At 66.9% G+C, this 18,384-nt stretch carries 13 protein-coding genes and 1 riboswitch; of the genes, 12 read left to right on the top strand and 1 reads right to left on the bottom strand.

Annotation, left to right across the window (positions count from 1 at the left end; translation table 11 throughout):
- Nucleotides 1-115 precede the first annotated feature (115 nt).
- Nucleotides 116-1,669: a PAS domain-containing methyl-accepting chemotaxis protein gene (locus AWR35_RS09300; RefSeq protein WP_058575674.1), complete on the bottom strand. Its 1,554-nt coding sequence runs from the start codon at nt 1,667-1,669 to the stop codon at nt 116-118.
- Nucleotides 1,670-1,973: 304 nt separating this feature from the next.
- On the opposite strand from AWR35_RS09300, the gene AWR35_RS09295 reads away from it, so the two are divergent.
- From AWR35_RS09295 to AWR35_RS09240, 12 genes are all read left to right on the top strand, one after another.
- Entirely contained in the window at nt 1,974-3,524 is a 1,551-nt protein-coding gene (locus AWR35_RS09295; RefSeq protein WP_197408187.1) for a phospholipase D family protein, read from the top strand.
- Between the two features lie 213 nt (nt 3,525-3,737).
- Nucleotides 3,738-3,840: riboswitch (guanidine-I (ykkC/yxkD leader) on the top strand.
- 49 nt (nt 3,841-3,889) lie between these two features.
- Nucleotides 3,890-4,981, top strand: coding sequence for a putative urea ABC transporter substrate-binding protein (locus tag AWR35_RS09290; protein WP_058575673.1), 1,092 nt, complete (start codon nt 3,890-3,892; stop codon nt 4,979-4,981).
- 82 nt (nt 4,982-5,063) lie between these two features.
- Nucleotides 5,064-5,882 carry an ABC transporter permease gene (locus tag AWR35_RS09285; RefSeq protein WP_058575672.1) on the top strand — a complete coding sequence of 273 codons (819 nt, stop codon included), beginning with the start codon at nt 5,064-5,066 and terminating at the stop codon, nt 5,880-5,882.
- Nucleotides 5,882-6,697: an ABC transporter ATP-binding protein gene (locus tag AWR35_RS09280; protein ID WP_058575671.1), complete on the top strand. Its 816-nt coding sequence runs from the start codon at nt 5,882-5,884 to the stop codon at nt 6,695-6,697. Before AWR35_RS09285 ends, AWR35_RS09280 begins: the two co-directional genes overlap by 1 nt.
- Nucleotides 6,694-7,443: an urea amidolyase associated protein UAAP1 gene (locus AWR35_RS09275; RefSeq protein ID WP_058575670.1), complete on the top strand. Its 750-nt coding sequence runs from the start codon at nt 6,694-6,696 to the stop codon at nt 7,441-7,443. Before AWR35_RS09280 ends, AWR35_RS09275 begins: the two co-directional genes overlap by 4 nt.
- Nucleotides 7,440-8,090, top strand: a complete 651-nt coding sequence (locus AWR35_RS09270; protein WP_058575669.1) for an urea amidolyase associated protein UAAP2 — start codon at nt 7,440-7,442, stop codon at nt 8,088-8,090. Before AWR35_RS09275 ends, AWR35_RS09270 begins: the two co-directional genes overlap by 4 nt.
- Before the next feature lie 110 nt (nt 8,091-8,200).
- The gene (uca, locus tag AWR35_RS09265; RefSeq protein WP_058575668.1) at nt 8,201-11,797 is read left to right on the top strand and encodes an urea carboxylase; all 3,597 of its coding nucleotides are present in this window, start codon (nt 8,201-8,203) and stop codon (nt 11,795-11,797) included.
- A 14-nt stretch (nt 11,798-11,811) separates the two neighbouring features.
- Nucleotides 11,812-13,620, top strand: a complete 1,809-nt coding sequence (gene atzF / locus AWR35_RS09260) for an allophanate hydrolase (protein ID WP_058575667.1) — start codon at nt 11,812-11,814, stop codon at nt 13,618-13,620.
- A 233-nt stretch (nt 13,621-13,853) separates the two neighbouring features.
- Nucleotides 13,854-14,429, top strand: a complete 576-nt coding sequence (locus AWR35_RS10990; RefSeq protein WP_082664053.1) for an ANTAR domain-containing protein — start codon at nt 13,854-13,856, stop codon at nt 14,427-14,429.
- Between the two features lie 10 nt (nt 14,430-14,439).
- Nucleotides 14,440-15,657 carry a CmpA/NrtA family ABC transporter substrate-binding protein gene (locus tag AWR35_RS09250; protein ID WP_058575665.1) on the top strand — a complete coding sequence of 406 codons (1,218 nt, stop codon included), beginning with the start codon at nt 14,440-14,442 and terminating at the stop codon, nt 15,655-15,657.
- Nucleotides 15,658-15,925: 268 nt separating this feature from the next.
- On the top strand, nt 15,926-17,326 hold the full coding sequence (locus AWR35_RS09245; RefSeq protein ID WP_058575664.1) for a CmpA/NrtA family ABC transporter substrate-binding protein: 1,401 nt from the start codon (nt 15,926-15,928) through the stop codon (nt 17,324-17,326).
- Nucleotides 17,327-17,361: 35 nt separating this feature from the next.
- Nucleotides 17,362-18,372, top strand: coding sequence for an ABC transporter permease (locus AWR35_RS09240; protein ID WP_058575663.1), 1,011 nt, complete (start codon nt 17,362-17,364; stop codon nt 18,370-18,372).
- The last annotated feature ends 12 nt before the right edge of the window (nt 18,373-18,384 follow it).

Genomic DNA, 18,384 nt, shown 5'->3' with positions numbered 1-18,384 from the left:
CATACCCTCCTCTGTTGCAATCCGTACGGTTGCAGATCGAAATGATCCGCATCCTCACCGTGGGATGGATACCAAGGAGCGTAGTTCAGACAAGGCGTTCCGACAGGCCAATCAATCAGTTGCGCTTGAAACGGCTCACCAGCTCGTGCAGCTCGACGGCGATGCGCTCGAGTTCGTGGATCTTGTGATTGGCCGTCGCGGACAGGTCGAGGCTGGAACCGGCCAGCGACGAGATGTTCTGCACCTGCTGATCGACCTGGCCCGAGACGGTTGCCTGCTGTTCGACGGCCGCAGCCATCGACGTGGCCATGTCGCGGATCGAGTCGACCGCCTCGGCGATGCCGTCGAGCATTTCCTCGGACTCGTGCACCCGCTCGACACCCGCGGTGGCCGCCTCGCGGCCTCGCTGCGCCACCGCCACCGAGGCTTGAGCCTGCTCGGTCAGGCCGGCAATGATCTGGTGGATATCTCGGGTCGAGTCCTGGGTCCGGCGCGCCAGGTGGCGCACTTCCTCGGCCACCACGGCAAAGCCCCGGCCGTGCTCGCCGGCCCGCGCCGCTTCGATGGCCGCATTCAGCGCCAGCAGGTTGGTCTGATCGGCGATCTGGTCGATCAGGCCGGCCGCCTCGGCGATCTCGCCGGTCTGGCGCGAAACGCCTTCGACCGCATCACCAATGGCATTGACCGTCCCCTGCAGGTCCACGATCGACTCGCGGGTGCGCGCCGACAGCTCACGCCCCGCGTCAACGAGCTCCGCGGAGCGGCCGGACTTGTCCGCCGTTCGCTGAACGTGGCGGGAGACCTCGCTGATCGTGGTGGACATCTCGTGCATGGCCGCCGCGACCTGTTCCGTCTCGGTCTGCTGACGGGCAATCTCGTCCTTGGCCTGCGTGGAATGATCCAGCCCCACCCCGGACTGGTGGTTGACCCGCCGGGAGGCATCCTCGATGCGGGTGAGCACCGTGACCATGCGGGCCTGCTCGCTCTTGATCGCCACCTTGAGCCGCCCGAGCCAGCCTGTCTCGTTCGTGTAGGAGGCGACGGCGAGCGGATGCCGGAAGGCGTTCGGCAACTGCTCGTGCAGCGCACGCACCATGCGTGCGGCCTGCATGCGGCTCATCAGCGCGTAGACCAGACCGACACCACCGAAGGTCACCGCCCCGGGCACGACACCAGCGGTCGCGAGCACCACGCCACTGGCCAGCACGCCGGTCGCCCCGACGGTGTCCGGACCGGGAACCGGCAGCCGGCGCCCGCCGCGGCCCTGGCGGATGCGGCGGTAGAGCGTGTCCGCGCGACGCACGTCCTCCCGCGACGGCTCGGAACGCACCGACTCGTAGCCGACGATCTCGCCGTTGTCGGTGATCGGCGTGACGTAGGCGTCCACCCAGTAGAAATCACCGTTCTTGGCGCGATTCTTCACCAGCCCCATCCACGGCTGGCCCGCCTTGAGGTGCTCCCACATCACCTCGAAGGCCTCGGGCGGCATGTCCGGGTGGCGCACGATGTTGTGCGGCTGGCCGAGCAATTCGTCGCGAGTAAACCCGCTGATGGCCACAAACGCATCATTGCAGTGCGTGATTCGGCCCTTGAGGTCGGTGGTCGAGACCAGTCGCTCGCCGGGATTGAAGGTGCGCTCATTGTCGGTGACGGGCAGATTCTTGCGCATGCGGAGGCTCTCCGGATACCGCTGTCACAGGGAGTAGCGAGTGATCGGGATGTCATGGTCAGAAATCCTGAGCAAACCCCTCAGGTTTGACCGTGGCAAAGGAGGCGCGATTGTGCCAGTTCACCGGTGATTCCGCACTAATAATTAGCTATCTATGCATCGGCGCCGGGGAGAGCGAACCGGGAGGGATGCGCGTGGCGCCTGACGGGGCGATCATCGATCCGGACGACGGGACAGACGGCAAAATCGAACCCCGGCCCTGAGCGAACGTCTATGGTGAAGTGGTAATGATGGGAGCCGATACGTGATCCAGCCACTGCCGGGAACGAGACTGCTGCTCACCCTGATGGCCGCCGTGCTGCTTGCCGGCTGCGCGCTGCCCCCGGTAAAGGACCGGCCCGAGTCCAGCGCCATCACCACCGACCAGGCCCGCCTGACGCCGCTCGGCAACGCCCTGAAGTCTCAAACGGCCGCGCATCCGGGCCAGATGGGCATCTACCTGCTCGACGAACCGGCAAAAACGTTTGCCGCACTGACGCACCTTGCCCGCCGGGCGCAACGAACGCTCGATATCCAGTACTACATCTGGTACGGCGACCGCTCCGGCACGCTGTTGCTCCGCGAACTGCTGGACGCCGGGAGGCGAGGCGTGCGGGTCCGCCTGCTGCTCGACGACCAGGGCACCACCGAACTCGACACCGAGCTGGCCGCGCTGAATGCCCACCCGAACATCGAGGTGCGCCTGTTCAACCCGTTTCTCATGCGCGATGCCCGCTGGGTGGGGTTTCTCACCCGGTTCGAGCGGGCAAACCGTCGCATGCACAACAAGGTCATGATCGCGGACAACACCGCGTTGATCAGTGGCGGTCGCAATATCGGCGACAGTTATTTCGGCGCGACCGACGGCTTCCTGTTCTCCGATCTGGACATCCTCGCCATCGGCCCGGTGGTCGACGAGGTCTCCACCGGCTTCGACGACTACTGGCAGAGCCGGGCGGCCTACCCGGCCGAGCAGATCCTGCCGCCTGCACCCGACGAGGCCCTGGACCAACTCGACTGGAAGGCCGACACGCTTGCCCTGTCGAGCAACACCCGTGACCTGCTGGTGGCCGTACGGGAGAACTTCATCGTCGGCAGCCTGCTGCGTGGGGAGCTCGGACTGATCTGGGCGCCGACCGAACTGGTCATCGACCCGCCCAGAAAGGGCCTGGGGCCGATCGCCCTCGAGGATCTGCTGACCATCGACCTGCGCAACAAGCTGGGCGTGCCGCGGCAGTCCGTCGACATCATTTCCTCGTTCTTCGTCCCCACGCCGACCCTGACCGACGCCTTGAGCACGCTCGCCCGGCGTGGTGTGCGGGTCCGGGTGCTGACCAACTCCCTGGACGCCACCGACATGCCGCCCGCCCATTCGGGCTACGCCCGTTACCGCAAACCCCTGCTCAAGGCCGGCGTCGAGCTCTACGAAATGAAGCGGATCGGCGATGAGAATCCCCGACCCGAAGGGGCCGGACCGTTCGGCAGCCCGGCCACCACGCTGCATGCCAAGGCGGTGGTCATCGACGGGCAGCGGGTCTTCATCGGCTCCTACAACGTCGATCCGCGGTCGGTGCTGCTCAACACCGAGGTAGGTTTCGTCATCGAGAGCAGCGAGCTTGCGTCCGCCATCAGCCATACCTTCGACATGCATGTGCCCGAAAGCGCCTACCGACTGGAACTGGAAGACGGCGAGATCGTGTGGTTCGAGCGGCAGGACAGCGAAATCGTCCGCCACGATCGGGAGCCGGGCGCCGGGCTGATCAAGCGCGGCGCGGTCTGGCTGTTCTCCCTGATGCCGATCGAGTGGATGCTCTAGGCCCCACGCACCATCACCGTGCATGCGGGCCCATTCGGGTGCATCCGCGACCGCCCCGCACTCAACACGACGCAACAGGTTTCGATCCCAACGTGTTGTTTTGCATTACCTAGATCCATTCCTGCCCACGTTGGCACCATCCCTGCAACCAAGGTGATCGTGACGCGCAAGGAGTCTGGACGTGCGGTTCCGGACATCGTCTACAACATGGATTCAATGGGCGACTAGGGTTCCGGTCCGCACTGCGGATGACTGGTCCGAGAGTCGCCGACCTCTCCAACGAGGGGTTACACGGCGGGACAAAAGCCCGGGAGATCGCACGTGATGCTCCGGCGCGCCGTCTGTAAACCTCACAGGAGAGAACCATGTCCGGTTTCAAACGCCCGTTTCGTTCCTATCTGACCGCTGCGGCCCTGTCGGCCGCCACCCTCGCCGGCTCGTTCGCCGCTCCCCAGGCCCTCGCCGAGGAGCGCGACAGCTTCAAGATCGCCTGGAGCATCTACGTGGGCTGGATGCCCTGGGGCTATGGCGAGACCGAGGGCATCGTCGACAAGTGGGCCGACAAGTACGACATCGAGATCGACGTCGTCCAGATCAACGACTACATCGAGTCGATCAACCTCTACACCGCCGGTTCCTACGACGGCGTGACCGTCACCAACATGGACGCGCTGACCATCCCGGCCGCCGGTGGCGTCGATTCCACCGCCCTGGTCATGGGTGACTTCTCCAACGGCAACGACGGCGTCGTTTTGAAGGGCACGGACAAGCTCGAGGACATCGAAGGCAAGTCGGTCCACCTGGTCGAGCTGTCCGTCTCCCACTACCTGCTCGCCCGCGCCCTGGAATCGGTCGACATGAGCGAGCGCGACGTCAAGGTGGTCAACACCTCGGATGCCGACATCGTCGCCGCCTTCTCCTCGTCCGACGTCGAGGCCGTCGTGACCTGGAACCCGCAGCTCGGCGAGCTCAAGAAGCAGGACGGGGCCCACGTGGTGTTCGACTCCTCGAAGATTCCCGGCGAAATCATGGACCTGCTGGTCGTGAACACCGAGACCCTCGAGGACAACCCCAAGCTCGGCAAGGCCCTGACCGGCGCCTGGTACGAGATCATGAGCACCATGCGCGGTGACTCCGAGGCCGCCGTCGAGGCGCGCACCGCCATGGCCGAGGCCGCCGGCACCGATCTGGCCGGCTACGAGGCTCAGCTGGACTCCACCAGCATGTTCTACGACCCGGCCAACGCGGTCTCCTTCCTCGAGAGCGGCACGCCGAAAGAAACCATGGAAAGCGTCCGCCAGTTCGCGTTCAAGCACGGCCTGCTGGGCGAGCGTGCCGACAGCCCGGACTTCGTCGGTATCGAGTTCGCCGATGGCTCCGTGCTGGGCAGCGAATCCAACGTCAAGTTCCGCTTCAACGCCGACTACACTCGCATGGCGCGTGACGGCGAGCTCTGATCCGGGCCCGTCGATCCCCGGGCAGGCACCGAGTAAACCTTGGGCCGGCCCGGGACACCCACCGAGCCAAACGGACTGACCCATGAAGCGTTTGATCAACCAGGCACCGGCTGCCCCCTGGCGACTCGCCCTCGGCCTGCTGCCGTTCGTGCTGGTGCTGCTGGTCTACCTCTCGGCCTCCGCCAATCGGCTGGCCGAGAACCCGGACGACCCGCTGCTGCCGTCGATCGCAGCCATGGCCGACACCTTCGCCGATGTCGCCACCGAGCCCAACCGCCGCACCGGCGAGCTCACCCTCTGGGTGGACACGTCGGCCAGCCTGATCCGGCTGGGTCTCGGCGTCGGCATCGCCATGGCCATCGGCCTGGTGGTGGGCGTGCTGACCGGGTTGATCCCCTACGCGAATCGGACTTTCTCGCCGTTTGTCTCGGTCCTATCCATGATCCCGCCGCTCGCGGTGCTGCCGATCCTCTTCATCGCCCTGGGCGTTGGCGAGGTCGCCAAGATTGCACTGATCGTGTTCGGGATCGCCCCTTTCATCATGCGCGACATCCAGCAGCGCGTGGAGGAACTCCCCCGCGAGCTGCTGGTGAAGGCGCAGACCCTGGGCGCGAACACCTGGCAGATCATCCTGCGACTGGTGCTGCCCCAGGTCATGCCGCGCCTGCTCGACGCCACTCGCCTGGCGCTGGGCTCGGCCTGGCTGTTCCTGATCGCCTCGGAGGCCATCGCCGCCACCGAAGGGCTGGGCTACCGCATCTTCCTGGTGCGGCGCTACCTCGACATGGAACTGATCCTGCCGTACGTCATGTGGATCACCCTGCTGGCGTTTCTTGCCGACGTGATCCTGCGCCTGATCGTGCGCGTCGTCTTCCCCTGGTACCGGGCACGGAGGTCCTGATGAGCACCGTCACGCTCAAGAACGTCTGGAAGGAATACGGCCGCGACGTGGTACTGGAGAACATCGACCTGCACGTCGACTCCGGCGAGTTCGTCACCATCGTCGGCGCCTCCGGCTGCGGCAAGAGCACGTTCCTGCGGATGCTGCTCGGCCAGGAGAGCCCGACCCGCGGCGAGATGCAGCTCGACGGCCGACCGATGCCCGACGAGCCGGGCCCCGACCGCGGCGTGGTCTTCCAGAAGTACTCGGTCTTCCCGCACCTGACCGCGCTGGGCAATGTGCTGGTCGCCGAGGAACTGGGCCACACCCGTTTCACCGGGCGACTGTTCGGCCGGCACCGGCGCGAGGCCCGTGAGCGGGCGCGCAAGATGCTTGCCTCCGTCGGCCTGGAGCAGGCGGCGAACAAGTACCCCAGCGAGCTCTCCGGCGGCATGCAGCAGCGCCTGGCCATCGCCCAGGCCCTGATGAAGGATCCGAAGATCCTGCTCCTCGACGAGCCGTTCGGCGCGCTCGATCCGGGCATCCGCCAGGACATGCACGAGCTGGTGCGCGAGCTCTGGCAGCGCCAGGGCCTGACCATCTTCATGGTCACCCACGACCTCAAGGAGGCCTTCGAGCTCGGCAGCCGGCTGCTGGTGTTCGACAAGGTCCGCCACGACCCGCAGGCCCCCGGGGCCTACGGGGCCAACATCACCTACGACATCCCGCTGTCCCACGCGACCCCGCACCCGTCGGTCTATCGCGCAGTCGGCCAGCGCCTGGGCCTGGACGCCGATGTCGTCACCCATTCATCCACAGCCGAGGAGGAAGGATGAACACCACTTCCGAACTCAACACGCCGATCGTGTACCGGGACACCCTGCCCGGCGCGCGCTACTGGTCGCTGGTGATCAAGCGCGGCTTCACGCTGCGCCTGGTCGACCGTGACGGCCGTGCCAACGTCTCCACCCTGCTCTACAACCCGACCAATCCGTTGGAGCGCTACAACGCCCCGGACACGCTCAAGGGCCAGCACACCTCCAAGCTGACCAAGGGCAACATGCTCTACTCCGACATGGGCCGGGTGATGATGTCGATCGTCGACGACAGCGTCGGCTGGCACGACACCATCGGCGGCATCACCGACGATCGGATGATCCGCGACAAGTACGGCGAGCATAGCTACCAGGAGTACGGCAACGACTTCTACCGCAGCGGCCGCGAGCTGTTCCTGATCGAGCTGGAAAAGTGGAACCTCGGCCAGCGCGATCTGGTGCCCAACCTCAACTTCTTCAGCAAGGTGCACGCCGACGCGGACGGCGGGCTGCGATTCGACGAGGACAACAGCCAGCCCGGCGACTACATCGACCTGCGCGCCGAGATGGACACCCTGGTGGTGCTCAACACCGCACCGCATCCGATGGATCCCGCCCCGTCCTACCGCCCCGGTGACGTGGACCTGGTCATCTATCGCTCGGAGCCGGTGGTTCCCGCCTACGACTACTGCGTGAACTTCCGCCCCGAGAACGCGCGCGCCTACGCCAACACCGCGATCCACAACTGTCAGGAGGCCTACTCATGAGCAGCCAGACACTGGTCGAGAGCCCGCTCGACCCGGCCGACGCCATCTACCGCGAAGTGGTCCCGGCTGGCAAGCCGTGGATGCACGAGGTGAAGAAGGGCCAGACCCTGCGCATCCTCGATCTCGAGGGCAACCAGGCGGCCGACACGATCTTCTACAGCCTCGAACGTCCGACCGAGGAGCACTACAGCGCGATCGACACGATCCGTTCCCAGGTCAACGCCTACCTGACCGCCGGCTCGGAGCTGATGTCCAACGAGGGCAACGTGATGCTGACGATCACCGCCGACACCTGCGGCCGTCACGACACCCTGGGCGGCGCCTGCTCGGCCGAGTCCAACCAGGTGCGATACGCGCTCGACAAGAAGCCGATGCACAACTGCCGCGACAGCTTCCTGACCGCGATCGCCGAGAGCCATTACGGCCTGACCAAGCGCGACGTCGTGCCCAACATCAACTTCTTCATGAACGTGCCCCTGACGCCCGAGGGCGGCCTGACCTTCGAGGACGGCATCTCGGATGCGGGCAAGTACGTCGAGATGCGCGCCGAGATGGACGTGATCGTGCTGGTCTCCAACTGCCCGCAACTCAACAACCCCTGCAACGCCTACAACCCGACCCCGGTCGAGATGATCGTCTGGGACTGACAAAGGCATCGATCCGACCGCACCGGGGACGACCCCGGGCGAGAGTTTCCCCGGCGGGACGGCCCGCCTGACCGGGCCACTGGTTACCGGCCCCCTCTGGAATGCCCGACATGTTCGACAAGGTTCTCATCGCCAATCGCGGCGCGATCGCCTGCCGCATCATCCGAACGCTCAAGCGCCTCGGCGTGCGCTCGGTGGCCGTCTACAGCGAGCAGGATCGCCACGCCCTGCACGTCCGCCAGGCCGACGAGGCCGTCTGCATCGGTGAGGCGGCCGCCACCGCCTCGTACCTGAATGCCGATCGCATCCTCGAGGTCGCGCGCGAGACCGGCGCCCAGGCCGTGCATCCCGGCTACGGTTTTCTCTCGGAGAACGCCGCCTTCGCCGAGGCCTGCGAGGCGGCCGGGATCGCCTTCATCGGCCCGACCCCGCGCCAGATGCGCGAATTCGGCCTCAAGCACACCGCCCGGACACTCGCCGAGGCGGCCGACGTGCCCATGCTGCCGGGCACGGGCCTGCTGGACGACGTCGAGCAGGCCAAGGAGGAGGCCGAGCGCATCGGCTACCCGGTCATGCTCAAGAGCACCGCCGGGGGCGGCGGTATCGGCATGCGCCTGTGCGAGAACGCCGCGGAGCTCGAGGATGCCTTCGAGTCGGTACGTCGCCTGTCGCAGAGCAACTTCTCCGACAGCGGCATCTTCCTCGAGAAGTTCGTCCGCCACGCCCGCCACGTCGAGGTGCAGCTGTTCGGCGACGGCAAGGGCCAGGTGATCGCGCTGGGCGAGCGCGATTGCTCGCTGCAGCGACGCAACCAGAAGGTGGTCGAGGAGACCCCGGCGCCCAACCTCACCCCCGAGGTGCGCACGGAACTGCAGCGCGCCGCCGAGGCCCTTGGTCGCGGCGTGAACTATCGCTCGGCCGGCACCGTCGAGTACATCCTCGACGACGACACCGGCCGCTTCTACTTCCTCGAGGTCAACACCCGCCTGCAGGTCGAGCACGGCGTGACCGAGGAGGTCACCGGCGTGGACCTGGTCGAGTGGATGGTGCGCGGCGCGGCCGATAATCTGCCGGACCTGGAAACGCTGCGCCCGGCGCGCGTCGACGGCCACTCGATCCAGGTGCGCCTGTACGCCGAGGATCCGGGCAAGAACTTCCAGCCCTCCACCGGCCTGCTCACCGAGGTGCAGTGGCCCGAGGACAGCCGCATCGAGACCTGGGTGGAGAGCGGCACCGAGATCTCGCCGTTCTACGACCCGATGGTGGCCAAGCTGATCGTGCACGCCGCCGACCGGGAGGCCGCGATCGCCAAGCTGCGCGAGGCGCTCGATCAGACCGCCATCCACGGCCTGGAGACCAACCTGCTGTATCTCCGCCAGGTGGCCACCGACCCCGGCTTCGCCGGCGGCCACTACACCACCGCGCATCTGGCCGGCATCGAGTACCGCGCCCCGACCGTCGAGGTGATCAAGCCCGGCACGCAGACCACCATCCAGGACTACCCCGGCCGGGTCGGCTACTGGGACATCGGCGTGCCGCCCTCGGGCCCGATGGACATGCTCGCCTTCCGCCAGGCCAACCGCCTGGTCGGCAACCCCGAGGACGCCGCCGGGCTGGAGCTGACGGTCAACGGCCCGACGCTCAAGTTCAACACCGACGCCACCATCGCCCTGGCAGGCGCGGCCATGGCGGCCACGCTCGACGACGAGCCGGTGGCCTTCTGGGAGCCGGTCGCCGTCCGCCGCGGCCAGACACTCAAGATCGGCGCGGTCGAAGGCACCGGTGCGCGCGCCTATCTCGCCTTCCGCGGCGGGCTGGACGTGCCGCGGCACATGGGCAGCCGCTCGACCTTCACCCTCGGCCAGATGGGCGGTCACGGCGGCCGTGTGCTCTGGCCGGGCGATGTGCTCCACGTCGGCCAGCAGACCGAGGGTGCCCCCGAGGCCATGCCGGCGGACTCGGTCCCGGCCTACGGCAACGCCTGGGAAGTGCGCACCATCTACGGCCCGCACGGCGCCCCGGACTTCTTCACGCCCGATGACATCGAGATGTTCTTCGGCACGGACTGGGAGGTGCACTACAACTCCAGCCGCACCGGCGTGCGCCTGATCGGACCGAAGCCCGAGTGGGCGCGCGACGACGGCGGCGAGGCCGGCCTGCACCCGTCGAACATCCACGACAACGCCTACGCCATCGGCACCATCGACTTCACCGGCGACATGCCGGTGATCCTGGGCCCGGACGGCCCCAGCCTGGGCGGCTTCGTCTGCCCGGCGACCATCATCACCGCCGACCTGTGGAAGCTCGGCCAGTTCAAGCCCGGCGACACCATCCGCTTCGTCCCCACCACGCTCGCCGAGGCCAACCGCCTCGAGCGCGAGCAGACCGAAGCGATCCAGGGCCTCGAACCGGCCGAGCGCGAGGCCGAACCGGCACCGATCACCACCCCGGTGATCCGCGAACGTCGTGCCGAAGACGGCGAGCATGCCGTGGGCGTGACCTACCGCCCGGCCGGCGACAAGTACCTCCTCGTCGAGTACGGCCCGATCGTGCTCGACCTCTCCCTGCGCTTTCGCGTCCAGGCCCTGCTGGAATGGCTCAACGAGCAGGACATCGACGGCATCGTCGAGATGACGCCGGGCGTGCGCAGCCTGCAGATCCACTACGAGCCGCGGGAGCTGTCCACCGAGCGGCTGCTGGCGATCCTCGAACAGGCCGAAAGCGAGTTGAAGAGCCTTGAGGACGTCGAGCTGCCCTCGCGCATCATCCACCTGCCGCTGGCCTGGGATGACAGCCAGACCCAGCTGGCCACCGAGAAGTACATGCAGTCGGTGCGCAAGGACGCGCCCTGGTGCCCGCGCAACATCGAGTTCATCCGTCGCATCAACGGCCTGGAGAGCGAGGAGGAGGTCAAGCGCATCGTCTACGACGCCTCCTACCTCGTCATGGGCCTGGGCGACGTCTACCTGTCCGCGCCGCTGGCCACGCCGGTCGACCCGCGCCACCGCCTGGTGACCACCAAGTACAACCCGGCACGCACCTGGACGCCGGAGAACGCGGTGGGCATCGGCGGCTCGTACATGTGCATCTACGGCATGGAAGGCCCGGGCGGCTACCAGTTCGTCGGTCGGACCCTGCCGATCTGGAACCGCTACAAACAGACGCGCGAGTTCCAGCAGCCATGGCTGCTGCGCTTCTTCGACCAGATCCGCTACTACGAGGTCAGCGAGGAAGAGCTCCTGAAGATGCGCGATGCCTTCCCGCACGGCGGCATCGAGCTCGAGATCGAGGAGACCACCTTCTCGCTCGGGGGCTACAACCGCTTCATCGAGGAGAACGCCGAGGAGATCCGCGCCTTCAAGGAGCGCCAGCAGGCCGCCTTCGAGGCCGAGCGTCAGCACTGGATCGCCACCGGCCAGGCCAACTACGAGTCGGAGTCCGAGCCGGTCGACACCGGTATCGACACGATCGAGATCGGCGAGGGTCAGACGGCGATCGCCGAGCACGTCCACGGCGTGGTCTGGAAGCTCGAGGTCGACGAGGGCGACCGGGTCGAGGCCGGCCAGACGCTGATGGTGCTCGAGTCGATGAAGATGGAGATTCAGGTCGACAGCGAAACCGCCGGCACCGTGGCCAGCGTGCTCTGCAAGGAAGGCGACCAGGTCAAGCCCGGTCAGACCCTGATCGTACTTGACGACGCCGAGTGACGGGAGGAGACGCCATGAACACCATCACCGTCACCGATCTGCTCGCCGCCTACCGCGCGGGCCGGCTGGACGTCCGCACGCACCTCGGCGAGGTCATGCGGACCATCCGCGCCGCCGACGCGCACCATATCTGGATCAGCGTGCTCGACGATGCACAGCTCGAGCCCTACCTCGCCCGGCTCGAGGCCAGTGACCCGGCCGAGCTGCCGCTCTACGGGGTGCCGTTCGCGATCAAGGACAACATCGATCTCGCTGGCGTGCCTACCACCGCCGCCTGCCCCGACTACGCCTATACCCCCGACCGGTCCGCCTTCGTGGTGCAACAGCTGATCGACGCGGGCGCGGTGCCGGTGGGCAAGACCAACCTCGACCAGTTCGCCACCGGCCTGGTCGGCACCCGCTCCCCCTATGGGGCGTGCCGCAACGCCTTCGACCCCGACTACCTCTCCGGCGGCTCGAGCTCGGGCTCGGCGGTGGCCGCGGCCCTGGGCCAGGTGGCCTTCTCGCTCGGCACCGACACGGCGGGCTCCGGGCGGGTGCCGGCGATGTTCAACAACCTGGTCGGCGTGAAACCCACCCGCGGGCTGTTGAGTGCCAGCGGCGTGGTGCCGGCCTGCCGCACCCTCGATACCGTCTCGATCTTCGCCTTGACCGGCTTGGATGCCGAGCGCGTGCTCGATGTCGCCGCCGGCTTCGATCGCGAGGATGCCTATGCCCGCCCCGACCGGGTGCCCGAACTCGGCCACGGCGCCATCCCGGCGGAGGGCTTCCGCTTTGGCGTGCCGCGGCGCGAGCAACTCGCCTTCTTCGATGATGCGGAGAACCCCACGCACTTCGACACCACGATCGAGCGACTGGTCGAGCTGGGCGGCACGCCGGTGGAGATCGACTTCGCCCCGTTCCTCGAGGCCGCTCGCCTGCTCTACGAGGGCCCGTGGGTGGCCGAGCGCTATGCCGCGATCGAGGAATTCATCGAAAAATCGGCCGACAGCCTGCACCCGGTCACCCGGCAGATCATCGCCGGTGGCGCCACGCCCCGCGCGGCCGAGGCCTTCAAGGCACAGTATCGTCTCGCCGCGCTACGCCGGCAGACCGAAGCGGTCTGGGACGAGGTGGATCTGATCGTCACGCCCACCGCCGGGCGCCACTACCGCATCGACGAGGTCGAGGCCGACCCGGTGCAGAAGAACAGCGATCTGGGCTACTACACCAACTTCATGAACCTGCTGGACTTCGCCGCCCTGGCGGTACCGGCGGGGTTCCGCCGTGATGGTCTGCCGTTTGGCGTCACCCTGTTCGCCCCGGCCTTCACCGACCGCGACCTGCTCGCACTGGGCGACCGGCTGCAGCGGGCGAGTGTTGCCCGGCTCGGTGCCACGGAGCAGTCCCTGCCGGACGAGGCGGTGACCGTCGGCGGCGAGCACGTCATCCCGGTGGCCGTCTGCGGTGCCCACCTGAGCGGCCTGCCGCTCAACTGGCAGCTGACCGAGCGCCGCGCCCGGCTGGCCGAGGTGACCACCACGGCACCGGAATACCGCTTCTATGCCCTGCCCGGCGGTCCGCCGGAGCGCCCCGGGCTGGTTCGCGTCAGCCAGGGCGGTGCGGCGATCGACGTCGAGGTCTGGCACGTGCCGGCAAGCGAGTTTGGCTCGTTCGTCGCCGGCATCCCCGCCCCGCTGGGTATCGGCAAGCTCACCCTGGCCGACGGCCGCGAGGTGCCGGGCTTCATCGCCGAGCCCATTGCCATTGAAGGGGCCGTCGAGGGCGCGACCGACATCACCGAGCTCGGTTCCTGGCGCCGCCACCTCGACACGTCTCGCTGAGGATCGCCGACTGCACCACCGCAGTGCGCCCGCTTGGTGCAATGCACCGGCGCGCAGCTTCCTGCCGATGCACCGGCAGCGGGCAGCCGCGCGTTCGCGGCGCCCCATGGGCTGGCATGGGAGTTGCTCAATGTGCGGCAACCAGCGTCGACTCAAGATGCCCCGCCGGCACCTCTTGATGCGACGACACCATCCGAGGAACGACAGCAAATGCCCATCGAGCCATGCGCGTGATGCTCATCGATCAGGATCGCGGCCGCGCCGCGATCGTCGAACAGTCCCTGCAGGACGCCGGCCACGAGGTCGTCGCCCGACTCGCCAGCGTCGAGCGGCTCGCCCAGGAGGTCGAGGTACACCAGCCGGACGTGGTGATCATCGACATCGAGTCGCCCGATCGCGATGCCCTGGAAAACATGTCCGTGGTCTCGCGCGACAACCCCCGCCCCATCGTCCTGTTCTCCGAGGAGGACAGCGAGGAAAGCATCGCCCGGGCGATCAAGGCCGGGGTAAGTGCCTACGTCTCCGACGGCATGCGCGCCGAACGGGTCCGGCCGATCGTCGACGTGGCCGTGGCGCGTTTCCGCGAATTCCAGGCATTGCGCAACGAGCTCGACGAGACCCGTTCCCAGCTCGAGGATCGCAAGCTGATCGAGAAGGCCAAGGGCCTGCTGATGAAGCACCGCGACTTCGACGAGACCCAGGCCTATCACGCCATGCGCAAGATGGCGATGGACCGCAACCAGAGACTGGTCGAGACCGCGCGCAACGTGATCGCGGTCTTCGACCTGGTCGGCGACGACGGCATCTGAGAGGCACGGCATGCACCCGACCCACAAGACAACCTACCAGCCCGAGAAGCCCCGACTGGCACTCGGCTTCATTCCCCTCACCGACTGCGCCCCGCTGATCGTCGCCCGCGAGAAGGGCCTGTTCGAGAAATGGGGGCTCGAGGTGGAGCTCAAGCGCGAGGTCTCCTGGGCCAACATCCGTGACCGGGTGATCATCGGCGAGCTCGACGGCGCGCAGATGCTCGCCCCGATGCCGCTCGCCTGCACCGCCGGGCTAGGCTCGGTGACCAAGGCGATGCTCGCCCCGTTCGTGCTCAACCTCAACGGCAATGCCATCACGCTGTCGGCGGACCTGCATCGCGAACTGGTGGCACAGGCCGGCAGTGACGATGCCGATGCCCTCGGCGCGGCCCTCAAGCAGCTGGTGACCCGGGAACGCGCCGTGGGGCAACCCAAGCGCACATTCGCCACGGTCTTTCCCTACTCGATGCATACACTGCAGCTGCGGCTGTGGCTCAAGCATCACGGCATCGAACCCGACCGCGACGTGCGCGTCGTGGTAATCCCGCCGCCGCAGATGGTCGCCAACCTCGACCAGGGGCACGTCGACGGCTTCTGCGTCGGCGAGCCGTGGAACACCCTCGCCGTCCAGCAGGGTGCGGGGCACATCGCGATCACCGGCTACGAGATCTGGAACAACAGCCCCGAGAAGGTCCTCGGCGTGACGCGCGCCTGGGCCGAGGCGCATCCGCAGACGCTCAAGGCCCTGATGGCCGCCCTCTACGAGGCCTGTGCCTGGCTGGACGAGCCGGCAAACCGTCTCGAGGCGGCCCGGATGATCGCCGAGGCGCACGTGATCGACGCCCCCGAGGAGGCGATCACCCCGTCGCTTGCCGGCCGCCTGCGCATGGGCCGGGACGAACCGATCGTCGAATTGCCCGACTTCAACGTCTTCCATCGCTACGCGGCCAACTACCCCTGGTGGTCGCAGGCGCTGTGGATGCTCGAGCAGCTGCGCCTCGACGGCGATCTGGCCGGCGGCCAGAGCCCGGACACCGCCCGGCTCGCCGCCGAGGTGTTCGACGACCGTCCCTACCGCGAACTGATGCAGGATCTCGGTCAACCCCTGCCCGTCGCACGCAGCAAGCGCGAGGGCGTGCATGCGACCCGCTGGCAGGAAACGCCCGAGGGCATGACGCTGGGCGCCGACCGCTTTCTCAACGGCCAGACGTTCGATCCGACGGCCTGAACAGGGCATGCGCTGCACCACAATGGCGAGCGGCGTGACACCTCATGGGGCAGCCAACACTCCGCCGACGGGAATGGAAAACCGTAACATGTTGTTTTTTATGCATTAGAAAAAATGGCACGCCCCGTGCATTGAAAGGGGCACGCTCCGCCAACGGCGGTGGGAGCAACCAATCAGACCGAGCAACGGCGCTCACGCAACCGGGTAACGCCCCCGGTACGTGAGCGCTTTTTTTTATGCCCAACGGATCGTCCACAGGAGACATCTCATGACTCAGAAGACCCCGTCACGACGCCGCTTCCTCAAGCGTACCGCCATGAGCCTGGCCGCCGCGGCCTTCGCCGGCAGCGCCCTGACCGCCCTGCCCGCCCAGGCCGAAGTCGGTTACGCGGAAAAGGAGGCCCTGACCTTCGGCTTCATCAAGCTGACCGACATGGCGCCGCTCGCCATTGCCTACGAGAAGGGCTTCTTCGAGGACGAGGGTCTGTACGTGACCCTCGAGGCGCAGGCCAACTGGAAGGTGCTGCTCGACGGCGTGATCACCGGCGAACTCGACGGCGCGCACATGCTCGCCGGTCAGCCGCTGGCCGCCACCATCGGCTACGGCACCGAGGCCGAGATCATCACGCCGTTCTCCATGGACCTCAACGGCAACGGCATCACGCTCTCCAACGACGTCTGGGAGGAAATGCTCCCCAACCTGCCCAAGCGTGACGACGGCAAACCGGCCCACCCGATCAAGGCCGACTACCTCAAGCCGGTGGTCGATCGGCGCAACGCCGCCGGCGAGCCCTTCAAGATGGGCATGGTGTTCCCCGTCTCGACCCACAACTACGAACTGCGCTACTGGCTGGCCGCCGGCGGGATTCACCCGGGCTACTACGACCCGAGCAACGGCGATACCTCCGGGCTCATCGACGCCGACGCCCAGCTTTCGGTCACCCCGCCCCCGCAGATGCCCGCGACCCTCGAGGCCGGCACCATCAGCGGCTACTGCGTCGGCGAGCCCTGGAACCAGCAGGCCGTGTTCAAGGACATCGGCGTACCGGTGATCACCGACTACGAGATCTGGAAGAACAACCCGGAGAAGGTCTTCGGCATCACCCGCGAATTCGCCGAGAAGTACCCGAACACCACCGTGCGCCTGGTCAAGGCACTGATCCGCGCCGCCAAGTGGCTCGACGCCGATGGCAACGCCAACCGCCCCGAGGCGGTCGAGATCCTGTCGCGGCCGAACTACGTCGGCGCCGACGAGGAGGTGATTGCCAACTCCATGACCGGCACCTTCGAATACGAGAAGGGTGACGAGCGTCCGGTACCGGACTTCAACGTCTTCTTCCGCTACAACGCCACCTACCCCTACTACTCGGACGCCATCTGGTACCTGACCCAGATGCGCCGCTGGGGGCAGATCGCCGAGCACAAGTCCGACGACTGGTACATGCAGACCGCCAAGCAGGTCTACCGCCCGGACATCTACGCCCAGGCCGCGAAGGAGCTGATTGCCGAAGGAAAGATGAGCGCCGGTGACTTCCCGGATTTCGACAGCGAGACCGGCTTCAAGCCGCCGCAGAGCGAGTTCATCGACGGCATCACCTACGACGGCAGTAAGCCGAACGAGTACCTCGAGCAATTCCCCATCGGTCTCAAGGGCAAGGACCAGGTCTGATCGACCTGGCCTGCCCCAACACCCGGAGTTGAACCATGAACCCGAACCTGTCTTTGAAGACACCCCGGGCCGTCGCCCCGTTCGTCAAGCTGGCCCGGGGCGAAAGCCCCCGCGCCCAGCTCGACGTCCTGTTCCGCACCGTCGGCCTGCCGATCATCGGCCTGCTGGTCTTCCTGATGCTCTGGTCCGGCGTGGCCGCCAAGATCGACACCTCGCTGGGCCAGTTCCCCGGCCCGGCGCAGGTCTGGAACCAGGCCGAGGCGCTCTACGTCGAGCACGTCACCGAGCGTGACAAGGCCGCGGCCTTCTACGAGCGCCAGGAGGAGCGGATCGCCGAGCGACTGGCCAACGACCCGGACTATGAGCCGCGCATCCACGACTACCCCGGCAAGCCGACGTTCTTCGACCAGATCGTCACCAGCCTGATCACGGTGCTGTCGGGCTTCGTGATCGCCTCGATCCTCGCCATCCCGCTGGGCATCGTCATCGGCCTGAGCAGCAACCTGTACTCGGCGGTCAACCCGCTGGTGCAGATCTTCAAACCGGTCTCGCCGCTGGCCTGGCTGCCGCTGGTCACCATCGTCGTCAGTGCGGTCTACGTCACCGACGATCCGATGTTCGAGAAGTCGTTCCTGACCTCGATGATCACGGTCGTCCTCTGCAGCCTGTGGCCGACGATGATCAACACCGCCGTGGGCGTGAACAGCATCAGCAGCGACCTGCTCAACGTCTCGAAGGTGCTGCGCCTGGGCTGGCTGACCCACGTGGTCAAGATAGTCCTGCCCTCCTCCATCCCGATGATCTTCACCGGCCTGCGCCTGTCGCTGGGCATCGCCTGGATGGTGCTGATCGCCGCCGAGATGCTCGCCCAGAGCCCCGGGCTCGGCAAGTTCGTCTGGGACGAGTTCCAGAACGGCTCGTCCGACTCGCTGGCCCGGATCATGGTCGCCGTGCTGGTGATCGGCCTGATCGGCTTCTTCCTCGACCGCGGCATGCTCGCGCTGCAACGCGCCGTGTCCTGGGACAAGACCGCCACCCTGCGTTAAGGAGACTTCGTC

Origin of the sequence: Guyparkeria sp. WRN-7, assembly GCF_001641825.1 — a bacterium.
Lineage (GTDB): Bacteria > Pseudomonadota > Gammaproteobacteria > Halothiobacillales > Halothiobacillaceae > Guyparkeria.
This window is presented reverse-complemented; position numbering and strand designations above follow the sequence as displayed.